This window comes from Streptomyces sp. WP-1, assembly GCF_030450125.1.
GTDB lineage: Bacteria > Actinomycetota > Actinomycetes > Streptomycetales > Streptomycetaceae > Streptomyces > Streptomyces incarnatus.
On the sequence record NZ_CP123923.1, the window covers coordinates 2,248,921 to 2,264,028 of the forward strand.

General features: G+C 71.7%; 12 protein-coding genes. 5 read left to right on the plus strand and 7 right to left on the minus strand.

Annotated features, from left to right (window positions below; all coding sequences use genetic code 11):
* Nucleotides 1-71: 71 nt before the first annotated feature.
* On the plus strand, nucleotides 72-2,531 hold the full coding sequence (locus QHG49_RS09500; protein WP_145487521.1) for a DNA topoisomerase (ATP-hydrolyzing) subunit A: 2,460 nt from the start codon (nucleotides 72-74) through the stop codon (nucleotides 2,529-2,531).
* A 53-nt stretch (nucleotides 2,532-2,584) separates the two neighbouring features.
* Here QHG49_RS09500 and QHG49_RS09505 read toward each other — a convergent pair whose 3' ends face one another.
* Entirely contained in the window at nucleotides 2,585-3,727 is a 1,143-nt protein-coding gene (locus QHG49_RS09505; protein WP_301488582.1) for a GTP-binding protein, read from the minus strand.
* A gap of 115 nt (nucleotides 3,728-3,842) precedes the next feature.
* Nucleotides 3,843-5,006: a citrate synthase/methylcitrate synthase gene (locus QHG49_RS09510; RefSeq protein ID WP_301488585.1), complete on the minus strand. Its 1,164-nt coding sequence runs from the start codon at nucleotides 5,004-5,006 to the stop codon at nucleotides 3,843-3,845.
* Between the two features lie 121 nt (nucleotides 5,007-5,127).
* On the opposite strand from QHG49_RS09510, the gene QHG49_RS09515 reads away from it, so the two are divergent.
* The 3 genes from QHG49_RS09515 (at nucleotide 5,128) to QHG49_RS09525 (ending at nucleotide 9,160) form a co-directional block, all read left to right on the plus strand.
* Complete coding sequence (locus QHG49_RS09515) at nucleotides 5,128-6,396, plus strand: citrate synthase (RefSeq protein WP_301488587.1); 1,269 nt, start codon at nucleotides 5,128-5,130, stop codon at nucleotides 6,394-6,396.
* 121 nt (nucleotides 6,397-6,517) lie between these two features.
* Nucleotides 6,518-7,459 carry a sucrase ferredoxin gene (locus tag QHG49_RS09520; protein WP_301488589.1) on the plus strand — a complete coding sequence of 314 codons (942 nt, stop codon included), beginning with the start codon at nucleotides 6,518-6,520 and terminating at the stop codon, nucleotides 7,457-7,459.
* Nucleotides 7,460-7,495: 36 nt separating this feature from the next.
* Nucleotides 7,496-9,160 (plus strand): sensor histidine kinase, encoded by a 1,665-nt coding sequence (locus QHG49_RS09525; RefSeq protein WP_186337703.1) that lies wholly within the window; start codon nucleotides 7,496-7,498, stop codon nucleotides 9,158-9,160.
* Nucleotides 9,161-9,203: 43 nt separating this feature from the next.
* Here the strand turns inward: QHG49_RS09525 and QHG49_RS09530 are convergent, their stop codons facing one another.
* From QHG49_RS09530 to QHG49_RS09540, 3 genes are all read right to left on the minus strand, one after another.
* On the minus strand, nucleotides 9,204-10,256 hold the full coding sequence (locus tag QHG49_RS09530; RefSeq protein ID WP_301488592.1) for an ABC transporter substrate-binding protein: 1,053 nt from the start codon (nucleotides 10,254-10,256) through the stop codon (nucleotides 9,204-9,206).
* A 115-nt stretch (nucleotides 10,257-10,371) separates the two neighbouring features.
* On the minus strand, nucleotides 10,372-11,229 hold the full coding sequence (locus QHG49_RS09535; protein ID WP_301488595.1) for an ABC transporter permease: 858 nt from the start codon (nucleotides 11,227-11,229) through the stop codon (nucleotides 10,372-10,374).
* Nucleotides 11,219-12,034 (minus strand): ABC transporter ATP-binding protein, encoded by an 816-nt coding sequence (locus tag QHG49_RS09540; RefSeq protein ID WP_145487508.1) that lies wholly within the window; start codon nucleotides 12,032-12,034, stop codon nucleotides 11,219-11,221. The genes QHG49_RS09535 and QHG49_RS09540 overlap by 11 nt, the downstream gene beginning before the upstream one ends.
* A gap of 158 nt (nucleotides 12,035-12,192) precedes the next feature.
* On the opposite strand from QHG49_RS09540, the gene QHG49_RS09545 reads away from it, so the two are divergent.
* Nucleotides 12,193-12,885: a response regulator gene (locus tag QHG49_RS09545; protein ID WP_145487506.1), complete on the plus strand. Its 693-nt coding sequence runs from the start codon at nucleotides 12,193-12,195 to the stop codon at nucleotides 12,883-12,885.
* A 19-nt stretch (nucleotides 12,886-12,904) separates the two neighbouring features.
* Here the strand turns inward: QHG49_RS09545 and QHG49_RS09550 are convergent, their stop codons facing one another.
* Nucleotides 12,905-14,512: a cation acetate symporter gene (locus QHG49_RS09550; RefSeq protein WP_301488599.1), complete on the minus strand. Its 1,608-nt coding sequence runs from the start codon at nucleotides 14,510-14,512 to the stop codon at nucleotides 12,905-12,907.
* Entirely contained in the window at nucleotides 14,509-15,054 is a 546-nt protein-coding gene (locus QHG49_RS09555; protein ID WP_301488601.1) for a DUF485 domain-containing protein, read from the minus strand. Before QHG49_RS09555 ends, QHG49_RS09550 begins: the two co-directional genes overlap by 4 nt.
* Nucleotides 15,055-15,108: the final 54 nt, after the last annotated feature.

A 15,108-nucleotide genomic window follows, 5' to 3' on the forward strand; every position in this document is an offset into this window, starting at 1 on the left:
GCTTCAGCACGAGCGAGCCGAAGGGTGCGCGCCCCGAAGGCGAGCGATCAGATCAGGAGGAGCCGGCAGCGATGGCCCGCCGCAGCACGAAGACCCCGCCGCCCGACGATTCGTACGAGGAGAAGATCCTCGACATCGACGTCGTGGACGAGATGCGTGGCTCCTACCTCGAGTACGCGTACTCGGTCATCTACTCGCGCGCCCTGCCGGACGCCCGTGACGGTCTCAAGCCGGTGCACCGCCGGATCGTCTATCAGATGAACGAGATGGGCCTGCGCCCCGAACGCGGCTATGTGAAGTGCGCGCGTGTCGTCGGCGAGGTCATGGGCAAGCTGCACCCGCACGGAGACGCGTCGATCTACGACGCCCTGGTGCGCATGGCGCAGCCCTTCTCCATGCGGCTGCCGCTGGTCGACGGCCACGGCAACTTCGGCTCGCTGGGCAACGACGACCCGCCGGCCGCCATGCGGTACACCGAGTGCCGGATGGCCGAGGCCACCAGCCTGATGACCGAGTCGATCGAAGAGGACACGGTCGACTTCGCGCCGAACTACGACGGCCAGGAGCAGGAGCCGGTGGCCCTGCCCGCCGCCTTCCCGAACCTGCTGGTCAACGGGTCCTCGGGCATCGCGGTCGGCATGGCGACCAACATGCCGCCGCACAACCTGCGCGAGGTCGTGGCCGCCGCCCGCCATCTGGTCAGGAACCCGAACGCGGACCTGGACGCGCTGATGAAGCACGTCCCCGGCCCGGACCTGCCCACCGGCGGCCGGATCGTCGGCCTGGACGGCATCCGGGACGCGTACGCGACCGGCCGCGGCACCTTCAAGATGCGCGCGACGGTCTCGGTCGAGCCCGTGACCGCCCGCCGCAAGGGCCTGGTGGTCACCGAACTGCCGTTCACGGTGGGCCCGGAGAAGGTCATCGCGAAGATCAAGGACCTGGTCAACGCGAAGAAGATCCAGGGCATCGCCGACGTCAAGGACCTCACCGACCGCGAGCACGGGCTGCGCCTGGTCATCGAGATCAAGAACGGCTTCGTGCCCGAGGCCGTCCTGGAGCAGCTCTACAAGCTGACGCCGATGGAGGAGTCCTTCGGCATCAACAACGTGGCCCTGGTGGACGGCCAGCCGCTCACCCTCGGCCTGAAGGAACTCCTCGAGGTCTACCTCGACCACCGCTTCAACGTGGTGCGCCGGCGCAGCGAGTTCCGCCGCGGCAAGAAGAGCGACCGGCTGCACCTGGTCGAGGGCCTGCTGACCGCCCTGGTCGACATCGACGAGGTCATCCGGCTGATCCGCTCCAGCGACAACTCCGCGCAGGCCAAGGAGCGCCTGATGGGGCGCTTCTCGCTGAGCGAGGTGCAGACGCAGTACATCCTCGACACGCCGCTGCGCCGCCTCACCAAGTACGACCGCATCGAGCTGGAGGCGGAGAAGGACAAGCTCACCGGGGAGATCGCGGAGCTGACCCGGATCCTGGACTCCGACCAGGAGCTGCGCAAGCTGGTCTCGGCCGAACTGGCCGCCGTGGCGAAGAAGTTCGGCACCGACCGGCGCACCGTCCTGCTGGAGGCGGGCGGCGCCCCGGCGGTGGCCGTGCCGCTCCAGGTGGCCGACGACCCGTGCCGGGTGCTGCTGTCCTCCACGGGGCTGCTGGCGCGTACGGCGACCGCCGAGCCGTTCCCCGACCAGGCGGGCGGCAAGCGGGTCAAGCACGACGTGATCGTCTCGGCGGTGCCGGCGACGGCGCGCGGTGAGATCGGGGCGGTGACCTCGACGGGCCGGCTGCTGCGGATCAATGTGGTCGACCTGCCGCAGCTGCCCGAGGCGACGGGCGCGCCGAACCTCTCCGGGGGCGCCCCGCTCGCGGAGTTCGTGTCCCTGGAGGGCGAGGAGACGGTGGTCTGCCTGACCACCCTGGACGAGTCCTCCCCCGGTCTCGCGCTCGGCACCGAGCAGGGTGTCGTCAAGCGCGTGGTGCCCGACTACCCGTCCAACAAGGACGAGTTGGAGGTCATCACGCTCAGGGAGGGCGACCGGATCGTCGGCGCGGTGGAGCTGCGCACCGGCGAGGAGGACCTGGTCTTCATCACGGACGACGCGCAGCTGCTGCGCTTCCAGTCCTCGATCGTGCGTCCGCAGGGCCGCCCGGCGGGCGGTATGGCGGGCATCAAGCTCACCGAGGGCGCGAAGGTCATCTGCTTCACGGCGGTCGACCCGGCCGCCGACGCGGTGGTCTTCACGGTGGCCGGCTCGCGCGGCACCCTGGACGACTCGGTGCAGACGACGGCCAAGCTGACACCGTTCGACCAGTACCCGCGCAAGGGCCGGGCCACCGGCGGCGTGCGCTGCCAGCGGTTCCTGAAGGGCGAGGACTGTCTGGCGCTGGCCTGGACGGGCCCGGTGCCCGCGCGGGCCGCGCAGAAGAACGGCACCCCGGCCGAGCTGCCGGAGCCGGATCCCCGCCGGGACGGCTCGGGCACCTCGCTGCCGAAGACGGTGTCGGTGGTCGCGGGGCCGGTCTTCTAGGGTCTTTCGTTTGGATCAGGCCCGCGAGCCCGGCGTGATCCAAACGAGAGGCCCTAGCCGTCGTAGGGCTCCGGACCGGGTTCGTCCTCGGAGCCCTGTACGTAGCGCAGGACGCCCCACATGCCGTGCTCGTCGGCGTGCGGGGCGTCGCTCTCGCAGCCCTTGAGTTCCTCGCCGAGTGCCTCGGTGTCGATGCCGGAGCCGATCAGGACGAGCTGGGTGCGTCGTTCGTCGGCGGGCGGCCAGGGCTCGGGGTAGAAGCGCAGGAACCGGCCGACGGCGTGCATGGTGTACCGGTTGCGGGGGTCGTTGGGGCCGAGGTCGACATGCCCCTTGATCCGGTACAGCCCCTCGGGCCGGCTGTCGAGGAACCGCATCAGGCGGCGCGGGTCCAGGGGGACGTCGGAGACGAAGGACACGCTGTCGTAGCCGGTGTGCAGGTGCCCGGCGTGGCCGCTGCCGCCGAGGCCGTCCGTGTCGTGGCCGTCGCCCTGGTCGTCGCCCTGCTCGTCGCCGTGCTCGTGCAGATCGTCGAAGGTCAGCTGGCCGATGCGTTCCTCGCTCGGCCGGCAGTCGAAAAGGAACTCGGGGTCGACGCGTCCGTAGGTGGCGGGCACGACGGCGGCCCGGTCGGTCAGCGACCCCACCAGCGCGAGCACCCGTTCGGGGTCCGCGGTCCGGTCCAGTTTGTTGACGACGACCAGGTCGGCCAGCGCGAGATGCCGGTCGATCTCGGGGTGCCGCGCGCGCGTGTCGTCGAACTCGGCGGCGTCGACGACCTCGACCAGACCGCCGTAGACGATGCCGGGGTGCTCACTGGCGAGCACCATCCGCACCAGTTCCTGGGGCTCGGCGAGTCCGCTGGCCTCGATGACGATCACATCGATGCCGGTTGCGGGAGCGGCGAGCTTGCCCAGGTAGACGTCGAGTTCACCGGCGTCGACGGCGCAGCACAGGCAGCCGTTGCCGAGGGAGACGGTGGAGTCGCCGAGGGCGCCCGCGACGGCCAGCGCGTCGATCTCTATGGCGCCGAAGTCATTGACGATCGCCCCGATCCTGCTGCCCGCGCTGCGGTGCAGCAGATGATTGAGCAGCGTGGTCTTCCCCGATCCGAGAAACCCGGCCAGGACGACGACCGGGATCTGCTGCTGGGGACGACGACCGCCGTCCGTCTCGTGCGCCAAGCTGTTCCCCAAGGGGCGACCTTTCTCCTGTGACCGGGCTGCGGACCAGGATAAAAGGGTTCGGGGAGTGGGGGCGCGCGCCCCCGGGGTGGGCAGGCGGGGCGGCCCGGGTCGTACGGCCGGCCCGTCAGACGGCGGGGACCGCCACCGCCGGCTCCGGCCCCACATAGCGCGCCGCCGGGCGGATGATCTTCGAGTCGGCCGCCTGTTCCAGGATGTTGGCGCTCCAGCCGACCACCCGGCCCGCCGCGAAGGTGGGGGTGAACATCTCCCGGGGCAGGCCGCACAGTTCCATGACCACACCGGCGTAGAACTCGACATTGGTGTGGAGTTCACGGCCCGGCTTCAGCTCGGCGAGGACGGCCTCGACCCGGCGTTCGACCTCCACCGCGAACTCCACCCGGGGGCCGCCGAATCCGAGGGCGATCTCCCGGAGCATCCGCGAACGCGGGTCCTCCGTGCGGTAGACGGCGTGCCCGAAGCCCATGATCCGCTCGCCGGCCAGCACCCGTTCCCGGATCCAGGGCTCGACACGGTCGGGCGTGCCGATCGCGTCCAGGGTGTCCAGGGCCCGGCTGGGCGCCCCGCCGTGCAACGGGCCGGACAGCGCGCCCACGGCACCGGTCAGACAGGCCGCCACGTCGGCTCCGGTGGACGCGATGACCCGCGCCGTAAAGGTTGATGCGTTGAATCCGTGATCAATAGTGGAGATCAAGTATTGCTCGACCGCCCGGGCTCGACGTGGATCGGGCACCGAACCGGTCAACATGTACAGGTAGTTGGCCGCGTACGGCAGGTCCTCGCGCGGCTCCACGGGCTCCAGTCCCCGCCCCAGCCGGTACAACGCGGTGAGCAGCGTGGGTACGGCGGCGCAGGCGGCGAGCGTGTCGGCGCGGCGCCGGTCGGCGTCCAGGTCGTACAGCGGCCCGAATCCCCGCGCGGCGCCCAGCAGGGAGAGTCCGGTGCGCAGTCCGGCCAGCGGGCCGGAGACGCGGCTCGCGGCGGCGATCGCGGGCAGGCTCGCCCGGACCTCTTCGGGCAGGCGCCGCAGCGCCGCGGTCTCGGCGGCGAAGGCGGCACCGCGCCCGGCGTCGGGCAGGGTGCCGTGCACGAGAAGATGCCAGACGTCCTCGAAGCGGCGGGTGCGCGCGAGGTCCACCGCCGAGTACTGCCGGTAGTGGTAGAAGCCCTCCCGCCCCCGTACGTCGCCGATCTGCGTCTCGGTCACGACGACGCCGGCGAGGCCGCGCGGGACGTCGACGAGGGGCGTTGCGGTCCTGTTGATGGCCATGATTGTCCTCCCTGAGCTTGATCCGACTGTCCACTCTTGATGCATTACCTGTCAATGTTGATTAAATCAATACAAGAAAAGTTGGACATCAAGGTGTGCAGAGACCGCTACGGTGACCCTCATGCGCGATCACGAACCCGCCCCCAACCGCCCGGGGCGAAGGCTGACCACCAAGGAGACCGCCGAGCTGCTCGGCGTGAAGCCGGAGACGGTCTACGCGTATGTCAGCCGCGGCCTGCTGAGCAGCAAGCGCGAGCCCGGCGGCCGCGCCAGCACCTTCGAGGCGCGCGAGGTGGAGGACCTGGCCCGGCGCAACCGCCGTGAGAGCGCCGGGATCCCGGGCTCCGGCGGCGATCTCTCGGTGCGCACCCGGATCACCCTGATCGAGGCCGACCGGTACTACTACCGGGGCGTCGACGCCACCGCACTGGCCTCCCGCCACTCCTACGAGGAGGTCGCGGAGTGGCTGTGGACCGGCCGGCTCGTCCCCGGCACGGCCTTCACCGCGCCGGAGCCGACCGTGCGCGTCGCCCGCTGGGCCGTGCAGGCGCTGCCCGAGCACACCTCCCCCATCGACCGGCTGCGGGTCGCGACGATCGCCGCGGCGGCCGAGGACCCGCTGCGCTTCGACCTGTCCGAAGAGGCCGTCCTGAACACGGCGCGCGTGCTCATCCCCACGCTCGTCACCGCCCTGCCGCCGGTCGTGGGCGATCCCGGGGACGACGCGCCGCTCGCCCACCGCCTGTGGTCGCGGCTGACCGCCCGCCCGGCGGACGAGGACGCCGTACGCGTGCTGGACGCCGCCCTGGTCCTGCTCGCCGACCACGACCTGGCGGCCTCCACGCTCGCGGTCCGGGTCGCCGCCTCCGCGCGGGCGCACGCCTACGCGACCGTCTCGGCCGGTCTCGGCGTCCTGGAGGGTCCGCTGCACGGCGCCAGCAGCGGGCTGGCCCACCGGATGCTGCTGGACGTGCTCGAACTGGGCAACGCGGCCCCGGTGATCGCCGACGAACTGCGCGCCGGGCGCCGCATCCCCGGGCTCGGCCACCGCCTCTACACCGGCGAGGACCCCCGCGCGCAGGTCCTGTTCGGCCTGCTGGAGCGGCTCCCCCGCGCGGAACCCGCCCTGCTCGCCGCCCGGGACATCGTCGCCACGACCGCCCGGCACACCCCGCTGCACGCCAATGTCGACCTGGCGCTCGCGGTGTTCACCTCCTCCTTCGGGATGCCCGCCACCGCCGGCGAGACGATCTTCGCCGTGGCCCGTATTGCGGGCTGGATCGCGCACGCGCTGGAGGAGTACGGCGAGCGCCCGCTGCGGATGCGCCCCGTGGGCCACTACGTCGGCCCGCGCCCGCCGCAGCCCCTCCCGGAGGCCGAGACCGACTGAGTCGCCGCGCGCCGCCCGCCCGGGGCCGCGCGCCCCTTCCGGAGGGCCGCCGCGCTCCCCTGAGCGCGGCGCAGTCCCGGCCGGAAGTCGCCCTGCCCTGAGTCAGGTTAGGCTCACCTCTGTGAGTAGGTGCGCCTCCGTCTCCCTCAGCCTCGACGAGCCCGTTTCGGCGACGGCGGCCACGGCGACGACGTGGCTGCTGCTGGAACAGCCCGGCCCGTGGGGCGCCAAAGCACTCACTTCGAGCCATCTGGACCCGGCGGTCGGCCGCGCGCTGGAGCGGGCCGCCGAGGGCACCGGCGTACGCGTGGCGCTCATCCGCCGCCCCGGCCGCCACGCGGACCCCGGCACCCCCGAGATCCGCCAGGTCTACGCCGCTCACACCGTGCCGGGCCGCGGCTGGCTGCGCGCGGTCGGCACCCGCGATCCCCGGCGCCTCCTCGACCTGGACCTCAGGGCCCTCGGCGCGGGCGACCACCGGTCCTTCGACGCGGTGCTCGGCGGGCGCCCGCACACCGGTGATCCGCTCGCGCTCGTGTGCACCAACGGCAAGCGGGACCGCTGCTGCGCCCTGCTCGGCCGCCCGCTCGCCACCGAACTCGTCGCGGCGGGCGAGAACGGGGTCTGGGAGGTCACTCATCTGGGTGGACATCGTTTCGCGCCGACGGTGCTCGTGCTGCCGTACGGCTACGTCTACGGCCGCGCCGACGCGCACACCCTCAAGAAGGCTCTGGACGGCGTCCGGGAGGGCCGGGTGGAGGTCGTCGGGTGCCGCGGCTGCTCCGCCTTCGAACGCCCCGGTCAGGCGGCCGAGCTGGCGGTGCGTGAGGTGGCGGGCGAGTACCGGGCGGGCGTGCTGGGCGTCGTACGGACCGACGGCGCGGCGCCGCGCTGGGCGGTCACCGTCGCCCATGCCGACGGCCGCCGCTGGCGGGTCACCGTGGCGCGCGGGGCGTCGCTGCCGCCGCGCCCGGAGAGCTGCGGCGCCGCGGTGCTCGGCACACCGGCGCGGATGACCGTCGTCGCGGTGCGTGAGCTGCGCCCGACCGCGCTGGCGAGCTGAACCGCGCGGCGGGCACAACCCGTACTGTCGTCCCCCATGAGTCCGACTCCCTCCGCACGCCGTCTGCGTCTCGGTATGCCACGGCGGGTGTTCTCGCAGGTGCTGCTCATGCAGGTGACGATCGCCGCGGGCGTCGCGGTGCTGGTGACCGGCCTGTTCCTGGCGCCGCTGAGCAAACAGCTGGACCACGAGGCGATGCGCCGCGCGCTGGCCATCGCCGAGACCACGGCCCAGGACCCGCAGATCGCCCAGGGCCTGCTGACCACGCCGCCGACCAAGGACGGCCCGGTGCAGCAGGAGGCCGAGCGGATCCGGCGCGCCACGCACGCCGAGTACATCGTGGTCCTGGACCGGCACTGGGTGCGCTGGTCGCATCCGACCACCTCGCAGATCGGCCGCACCGTGTCCACCAGCCCCTCCGGCGCCCTCGCGGGCAAGGAGGTCATGGAGATCGACCGGGGCACCCTGGGGCGCTCCGCGCGCGGCAAGGTGCCGCTGTACGACGCCCGCCACCGCCTGATCGGGGCGGTCTCGGTCGGTATCGCGTACGACAGCGTGCGCGCCCGGCTGATCGGTGTCATCCCGGGGCTGCTCGCCTACGCCGGGGGCGCCCTCGCGGTGGGCGCGCTGGCCGCCTGGCTGATCTCTCGCCGGGTGCAGCGGCAGACCCGTGACCTGGCCTTCTCCGATATCTCCGCGCTGCTCGCGGAGCGCGAGGCGATGCTGCACGGCATCCGCGAGGGGGTGGTCGCCCTGGACCGGGGCGGCCGGATCCGGCTGCTCAACGACGAGGCGCGGCGGCTGCTGGGCATCGGCGACGAGGCCGTGGGCCGTGTCCCCGACGAGGCGCTCGGCGAGGGCCGTACGACCGATGTGCTCGCCGGGCGGGTGACCGGCACCGATCTGCTGACGGTGCGCGGCCGGCGGGTGCTGGTCGCCAACCGCATGCCCACCGGCGACGGCGGCGCGGTCGCCACCTTGCGCGACCGCACCGAACTGGAGCAGCTGGGGCGCGAACTCGACTCCACGCGCGGGCTGATCGACGCCCTGCGCGCCCAGGACCACGAGCACGCCAACCGGATGCACACCCTGCTCGGGCTGCTGGAACTGGAGATGTACGACGACGCGGTGGAGTTCGTCGGGGAGGTGGTCGGCGATCACCGGGTCACCGCCGAGCAGGTCACCGAGAAGGTCCAGGACCCGTTGCTGGCCGCCCTGCTGGTCGGCAAGGCGACGGTGGCGGCCGAGCGCGGGGTCGCCCTGTGGGTGTCGGAACGCAGCAGGCTCCCGGACCGGCTGGTCGATCCGCGGGGGCTGGTCACGGTCGTCGGCAACCTGGTGGACAACGCCCTGGACGCGGTCGCGGGCACCCCGCACGCGCGCGTGGAGGTCGAGTTGCGCGTCGAGGGCCGTACGGTCGTGCTCCGGGTGCGGGACACCGGGCCCGGAGTGCCGGTGGACCAGCGGGAGCTGGTCTTCACCGAGGGGTGGTCGACCAAGCGGGCGCCCGCGCACGGCAAGCGGGGGCTCGGGCTGTCACTGGTGCGCCGGCTCGCCGAACGCCAGGGTGGCAGCGCGACCGTGGACACCGCCGGCGGGGGCGGCGCGGAGTTCACGGTGGTGCTGCCGGAGGCGCTGAGCGAGCCGGAGCTGGAGCCCGGCCCCAGGCTGGAGCCCGAGCCCACGGCACGCAACAGTTGATTGTGTTGACCGCCCGCCGTACTCCTTGACCGTCTTGGCGAAGCTACTTGACCGCCTTGGCGAACTCGGTCGTGTAGGTCTTGCTCAGGTCGACGTCCGCGTTCTTGATGTTGGGGTTGAACGCCTTGAGCACCTTCTCCACGGTCTCGGGGCCGTTCTCCGGCATCACACCGTCGTCGGTGAACATCGGCAGAGTGCTCTTGATGGACCGGGTGTAGAGCGCCTTGTCGCCCTGGGAGTAGTCGGCGGGCATCTTGGCGGCTATCTCGTCGGCGCTGTGGGTGGACATCCACTTGAGCGTCTTGACGAATGCGTTGACCAACTTCTGGACGGTCGCCTTGTGTCCGTTCACCCATTCCGTCTGCATGTACAGACTGGACGACGGGTACGGCCCGCCCAGCGCCTCCTGCGAACCCTCGGGGGTGCGCATGTCGAGCAGGATCTTCCCGGCCTTCTTGTCGAGGATCGTCGCCACGGTCGGGTCGGTGGTCATGCCGCCGTCGATCGAGCCCTTCTGGAGCGCCGCGACGAAGGTCGGTCCGGCGCCCACCGCGACCGGTGTGAACTCGCTGACGTCCACACCGTTCTTGACCGCCACGTATTTGGTGAGGAAGTCGGTCGAGGATCCGAGCCCGGTCACGCCCAGCTTGCGGCCCTTGAAGTCCTTGGGCGAGGTGACATCGCCCGCGGCCTTGCCGGACACGACCTCCACCTCGCCCGGCGCGCGCGAGAACTGGACGACCGACTCGACCGACTTGCCCTTCACCTGGAGGTCGAGGGTGTGGTCGTAGAAGCCGACCGCGCCCTGCACCTGGCCGGCGACGAGCGCGGTCTCGGCCTGGACCCCGGCGGGCTCGGACATGAGCTGGACGTTCAGGCCCTCGTCCTGGAAGTAGCCGAGGCGCTGGGTGAGCATCGCGGGCATGTAGATGACCTTGTCGAGGCCGCCGACCATGATCTTGACGCTCTCGCCCTTGCCGCCGCCCCCGCCGGAGCCGGCCGCGGAACCGGCCGCGTCGTCGGCGCAGGCGGTGAGCGAGGACAGGGCGAGCAGGCCGGCGGCGGCCAGGGAGGCGTGTCTGGCGGTCTTGCGCATGGCGGTTCACGTCCTTGTGAGGGGCGGTGCGGGTGAGGGTGCGGGGGGCTGTGCTGGTCGCATGGAGGGCAGGGCCGGCCGGTGGTGCGGGCCAGCCCGCTCGGCCGTCGTCGGCTCAGCTGTCCGAACCGGCGGGCTTCCAGCGGAAGATGCGCCGCTCGGCGAAGGTCAGCAGGCCCTCGGCGGCGAGGGCGACGACGGCGAGGATGACCATCGCGGCGTACACACCGGCCGCGTTGAAGGTGTTCTGCGACTGCGCGACGAGCAGGCCGATGCCCTTGGTCGCGCCGATGTACTCGCCGACGATCGCGCCGATCAGCGCGAAGCCGAAGCTGACATGGAGGCTGGTGAAGATCCAGGAGGTGGCCGACGGGATGACCACCTGGAGCGTCACCCTGCGGTCGCTCGCGCCCAGGATGCGGGCGTTGGCCACCAGGTTGCGGTCCACCTCGCGGGCGCCCTGGAAGGCGTTGAAGAACACCGGGAAGAAGACCAGCACCACGGCGGAGGCGACCTTGGAGGACGGACCGAGTCCGAACCAGATCAGGAAGATGGGCGCCAGGACGATCCGGGGAATCGAGTTGAGCACCTTGATGTATGGACCAAGCACCTCGGCGAGCAGGCCGATCCGGCCCAGCGCGATACCGAGGAGGACACCGGCGACCACACCCACGAGCCAGCCGAGCAGGGCCTCGTAGAGCGTGAACCAGACCTGCTCGCCCAGGGAGCCGAGCGCGGTGCCGTGCGTCATCCAGGTGGCGATCTGGTCCCAGATCTTGGAGGGCATCGAGAAGTTGAACGGATCGATGACCTTCGCCCGGGACAGCGCCTCCCACAGGCCGAGCACGGCGACCAGCAGCACGACTCGCGCGGCGTTGACGAGGAGCTTGCGGCGGCGGGCGGCCTGGGCGCGGCTCCGCGCGCGGTCGGGGACCTTGGCGGCGACCGGGGCGTCGAGAACCTCAGGCGACATGGGCGGCACCCCTCTCGCGGGTGATGCGGACCTCTTCGCCGAGCGATTCCCAGATCTCCCGGTAGATCTCGATGAACCGCGGCTGGAGGCGCACCGACTCGACCTTGCGCGGCCGGGGCAGATCGATCTCGAACACCTGCTTGACGGTCGCGGGCCCGGCGGTCATCACGACGACCTTGTCGGCCAGCGCGATGGACTCCTCCAGGTCGTGGGTGACGAAGACGACCGAGGCGCCGGTGCCCTCCCACAGCTCCAGCAGTTCGTCCGACATCAGCGCCCGGGTCTGCACGTCGAGCGCCGAGAACGGCTCGTCCATCAGCAGGATCTCGGGGTCGTTGACGAAGGTGGCGGCAAGGGCGACGCGCTTGCGCTGGCCGCCGGAGAGCTGGTGCGGGTAGCGGTCCTCGAAGGCGGCGAGCCCGACCCGGGCCAGCCACTCGCGGGCCTTCTGCCGGGCCTCCGCCTTGGGGACGCCCCGGAAGCGGGGGCCCGCCATGACGTTCGACAGGACGGTGCGCCAGGGGAAGGTGGCGTCCTGCTGGAAGACGAAGCCGACCTTGTCGCCGACGCCGCCGACCGGCTCCCCGGCGACCGTCACCTCGCCCTCGGTGGGCTCCTCCAGCCCGCTGACCAGGGTCAGCGTGGTGGACTTGCCGCAGCCGGTCGGACCCACGACGGCCACGAACTCACCGCGTCCCACGGTGAGATCCAGACCGCGCACGGCCGTGTGCAGTCCCCCTGACGGGGTTCTGAAGGTCTTGCTCGCGCCCCGCAGCTCGATGGCGGGGCCGGTGTGTGCGCTCATGACCCGGGACGGTAGGTCCGACCCCGCACGAGCAGCAGTCTTGTGTGCGCAAGGCGTTCTTTTGCTCGCAAGAACCTGTTGTGCTCTTTTTGCTCGCGCTACAACTGCGGAGCCGCACGGGCGGGCCGGACGCCCGCCGGCCTTGAAGGAGAGGCCTGATGATTGACGTCCTGGTGGTCGACGACGACTTCCGCGTCGCTGAGATAAACGCCAAATACGTGGGGAAGGTTCCGGGGTTCCGGGTGGCCGCCCGCGCGCACAGTGCCGCCCAGGCGCTGGCCGCCGTGGAACGCGGCGCCATCGATCTGGTGCTGCTCGACCACTATCTGCCGGACCGTACCGGCCTGGAACTCGTCCACCGCATGCGGGAGCAGGGCCATGGCGCGGACGTCATCATGATCACGGCGGCCGGCGATGTGGCCACCGTCCAGCAGGCGATGCGTCTGGGCGCCCTGCACTATCTGGTGAAGCCGTTCACCTTCGCCGCGCTGCGCACCCGCCTCGACTCCTATGCCGCGCTGCGGCGCACGGTCGACCGGGTCGGCGGCCGGGGTGTGGCGGGCCAGGAACAGGTGGACCGGATCTTCGGGGCGCTGCGCACCGCTCCCGCCCTCTCCGCGCCCGGCCTGCCGAGCGGCCACACCGCGCCGACGACGGACCTGATATGCGACGTCCTGTACGACGCCGACCATCCGCTCTCCGCCCACGAGGTCGCCGCCCGCACCGGCCTGAGCCGCTCCACGGCCCAGCGCTACCTCCGCCACCTGGAACAGGCCGGCCGCCTGCGGCTCTCCCTGAAGTACGGCGACACCGGCCGCCCCGAGCACCGGTACGCGTGGGTGGCGCCGTGACGGTGGCCGCCCCGGCCCGCTAGACGGCCCCGGCGCCGGTGAGGGAGCGCACCTCCGTCTCGGCGTACTTGGCCTCGTCGGGGATCTCGTCGGAGGTGACCGTGCCCAGCCAGCCGGCGAGGAAGCCGAGCGGGATGGAGACGATGCCCGGGTTCTGCAACGGGAAGTACTGGAAGTCGACGCCGGGGAACAGCGAGCCGCGGCAGCCGGACACCACCGGGGACAGCAGCACCAGCCCGAGCGCCGGGACCAGCCCGCCGTACACGGCCCACACCGCGCCGCGGGTGGTGAAGCCGCGCCAGAACAGCGAGTACATGAGCACCGGAAGGTTCGCCGACGCGGCGACCGCGAAGGCGAGTCCGACCAGGTAGGCGACGTTGAGGTCCCGGGCCAGCAGGCCGAGCGCGATCGCCACGACACCGATCCCGACGGCGGCAAACCGCGCCACGGCCACCTCGCGACGCACCCCGCCGCCCTTCTGCTCGCCGCGCGAACGGCGGAGGGAGGCGTACAGGTCGTGGGCCACGGAGGCGGAGGAGGCGAGCGTGATGCCCGCGACCACCGCGAGGATCGTGGCGAAGGCGATGGCGGCGACCACCGCGAACAGAACCGTTCCTCCAGTGGAACCCGCACCACCGCCCAGGTCGAGGGCGAGCAGCGGTATCGCGGTGTTCCCGGCCGCGTTCGAGGCGCGCAGGGCGCCCGGGCCCACGACCGCCGCCGCCCCGAAGCCGAGGACGATCGTCAGCAGATAGAACCCGCCGATCAGGCCGATCGACCACACCGCGGAACGCCGCGCGGCGCGTGCGGTCGGCACGGTGGAGAAGCGGGACAGGATGTGCGGCAGTCCGGCGGTGCCCAGCACCAGCGCGAGACCGAGGCTGATGAAGTCGAGGCGGGCGGTCCAACTCCCGCCGTACTTCAGGCCGGGCGCGAGGAAGGCGTCCCCGTGGCCGCTGCGCTGCGCGGCCGTGACCAGCAACTGATCGACATCGCCGTGGAACCGCAGCAGAAGGAGCACGGTCAGCGCGACCGTTCCGCCGAGCAGCAGCACCGCCTTCACGATCTGGATCCAGGTGGTGGCCCGCATCCCGCCCAGCGACACATAGATCACCATGAGGGCGCCGACCCCGATGACCGTCCACGCCTGGGCCGCCCCGCTCGTACGCCCCAGCAGCAGCGCCACCAGGCTGCCCGCGCCGACCATCTGCGCCACCAGGTACAGCACGGACACCACGACCGACGATGTGCCCGCCGCGATCCGCACCGGGCGCTCGCTCATCCGCGCGGCCACCACATCGGCCAGGGTGAACCGCCCGCAGTTGCGCACCAGTTCGGCCACCAGGAACAGCACCATCAGCCATGCCACGAGAAAGCCCACCACATACAGCAGCCCGTCGTAGCCGTACAGCGCGATGAGCCCGGTGACGCCCAGGAAGGAGGCCGCCGAGATGTAGTCGCCCGTGATGGCAAAACCATTCTCCATCGGAGAGAACAGCCGCCCGCCCGTGTAGAACTCCTCCGCCGAACCGTGCCGCCGCCAGCCCACCCACGTCGTGATCCCGAGGGTGACCGCCACGAACCCGCTGAACAGCAGCAGCGCCAGCGTCTGATGCTCGCCGCTCACCGAGCACCTCCCCGCGTCTCCCGGGTCATCTCCTGGGTGTCCCAGCGCAGCTCCAGCGCCGCCCGGTCCCGCCGCAGCCGCGCGTGCCGGGCGTAGGCCCAGGTCAGCAGGAACGTGGTGAGGAACTGCCCCAGCCCCGCGAGCATCGCCACATTCACCGCGCCCACCACGGGCCGCGCCATCAGCCCCGGAACGGTGGTCGCCGCGACCACGTACGCCACGTACCAGCTCAGGAAGACCGCGACCCCCGGCACCACGAACCGCCGGTATCTGCCCCGCACTTCCTGGAAGGCGGCGCTGCGCTGCACCTCGATGTACACGTCGCGGGCACGCTCCGCCGCGTCCGGCTCGCCGCGCGCGGAGGGCACGGTCGGCGCGGGTGACCCGGCGCCGTGCGGTTCGTCCCAGCCCTGGGCCGACGGGTCGCACCAAGGGTCCTCGTGCCGCACATCGCGGGTGGGTGCGCCGTGGTCCCTCCGGTTCCCGGCCGAACGCTCGGGACCGTCCCCTGCTCCGCGGGCACGATCATCGCTTGACTGCATGCCCAAGGATGGGCAGACCCGGAAGTTCCGTGACTCTTCTTCCCCGGGCTCTTC